The organism is Streptococcus mitis SK1080, assembly GCF_000220085.1.
GTDB classification, from domain to species: Bacteria; Bacillota; Bacilli; order Lactobacillales; family Streptococcaceae; genus Streptococcus; species Streptococcus mitis_K.
On record NZ_AFQV01000008.1, the window covers coordinates 1 to 1,985 of the forward strand.

General features: G+C 30.4%; 3 protein-coding genes. All 3 read left to right on the plus strand.

What is annotated here, in order from left to right:
- Positions 1 to 403: DUF2314 domain-containing protein (locus tag HMPREF9957_RS04715; RefSeq protein ID WP_000585338.1), on the plus strand; the 403-nt coding region annotated here is incomplete at its 5' end.
- Between the two features lie 227 nt (positions 404 to 630).
- Positions 631 to 1,674, plus strand: a complete 1,044-nt coding sequence (locus HMPREF9957_RS04720; protein WP_001236326.1) for a Fic family protein — start codon at positions 631 to 633, stop codon at positions 1,672 to 1,674.
- Positions 1,675 to 1,714: 40 nt separating this feature from the next.
- A partial coding sequence (locus tag HMPREF9957_RS0102190) for a hypothetical protein (RefSeq protein ID WP_000668620.1) occupies positions 1,715 to 1,985 on the plus strand: 271 nt, incomplete at its 3' end.

Consider the following 1,985-nt stretch of genomic DNA (forward strand, 5'->3'; position numbering starts at 1 on the left):
AAAATTTACAGAAAAGTTTGATAATAACCCATTAATGTTCTTAAGTACTGAAGAAACTGCTAGAATGAGTGATTTAGCTAGAGAAAGATTTTCTTATGTTGAAAGAATGCTTAAGAAAAAACAAGAAGGTAATGAAGATATTACTATTATTATTAAATTAGGACTTGAAACAATAGATGAAGAAGGTAATTTGGATAGTACAAATCTTGAACATATTTGGTTTGAAGCTATTTCTATGGAAGGAGATAGTTTCAAGGCAGTATTGACTCAAGAACCATATCATATTCCAGATTTACATGAAGGTGATGAGGGGACATATTCTATTAATTATGTAAGTAATTGGATGATTTATACTGAAGAGAGTGTAATAACACCAGAGACTGTATACATGTTAGATTTATAAGAAAATAAAATAGATCCTATGATAAAAAGTCTGTAAATTTAATTCAAGCCTTCTATGGTAAAATCGGATCTTTGTCAAATAAGATTGATGAAACAATGTTAACAGAAAATAACGATGTTTTTTGTCTCATTTTTTTACAACTTGGGTAAGTATAAATAATCGCCTAAGTTCTTATTAATCACCTAAAAATATGATATAATTAGGCGAAAAGAAAAGGAGGTAGGCGAATGCGACTTTTTAGTTATGAAAATCTAGCAAGAAGTAAGTGGGATAGTGAAATTATAAATCTTCTTTCACAAATTCATGAGCACAAAGGAAAACAAGAAGTTTTTTTGACACGCAAGCCTGCTGTTTTAGATAAATTAGTAGAGATTGCTAAAATTCAAAGTGTAGAGGATTCTAATAAAATAGAGGGAATTGTTACTACAGCAGTCAGAATAAAAGAGTTAATGAATCAAAAAACAACTCCTAGAAATAGGGATGAAGAAGAAATTCTTGGATATAGAGATGTATTAAATACGATTCATGAAAGTTATGAATATATTCCAATCAACAGTAACTATATTTTGCAACTTCATAGAGAACTATTTAAGTATAGTGAAAAAGGAATTGGTGGTCGATATAAAAATACGCAGAATTCTATTGTGGAAAAAGATAAAGAGGGTAATGCTGTAGAAAGGTTTAAGCCATTATCTCCATATGAAACACCAGGAGCAATTGAGCAAATCTGTGATGAATTGAACAGGGCTTTTGATAAGAAAGAAGTAAATTCATTACTTTTAATTCCAATTTTTATCCATGATTTCCTTTGTATTCATCCTTTCAATGATGGGAATGGAAGAATGAGTCGTTTATTAACAACCCTCTTGCTATACAGACAAGGATATGTAATTGGGAAATACATTAGTTTAGAAAGTAAGATAGAAAAAAGCAAAGACAGTTATTATGTTGCTTTAGAAAAAAGTGGGTTAGGCTGGCATGAAAACAAAGAAGATCCTGTGCCGTTTATAAAATATATTCTTAGAACGATATTAGCTGCTTATATTGATTTTGAAGAAAGGGTTGATTATGTAGACGAAAAAGTGCCTACAATTGAACTTGTTAGAAATGCAATTGATAGGAAATTAGGTAAATTTACTAAAAGCGATATGATGGAATTAGTTCCAAGTGTAGGAAAGGCTACAATCGAAAATATGCTTAAGCAATTAACTGAGGAATCGTACATTGAAAGACATGGTAAAGGAAGAGCGACCTTTTATGTAAAAAAGTAGCTAAGTAACTAGATTTTAAGGTGAACTTATGAGGAACAGTATGAAGTTTATACACGATAGAAGTAGCAACATCCTTTTCAGCCTTCATGATAGCAGGGTGAAAGAAATCAAATATCACAACGAAACTTTTACGTTAAAAGTTAATAAAATATATGAATTTGTGGAAGGTGAAAGAAAATCATACCCTGGTGAAATATGTTTTAAAAAATGTGATATCGACCTGTGCGATGTATTGATATTTAACAAAACCTTGGGTGAAGGACGTTTCAATGGAAAGTCTATTGGTTTACAACAATTTATGGATGAATATA

Coding starts and splice junctions, on each gene's coding strand:
- HMPREF9957_RS04720 (WP_001236326.1), top strand. CDS start 631: ATGCGACTTTTTAGTTATGAAAATCTAGCAAGAAGTAAGTGGGATAGT.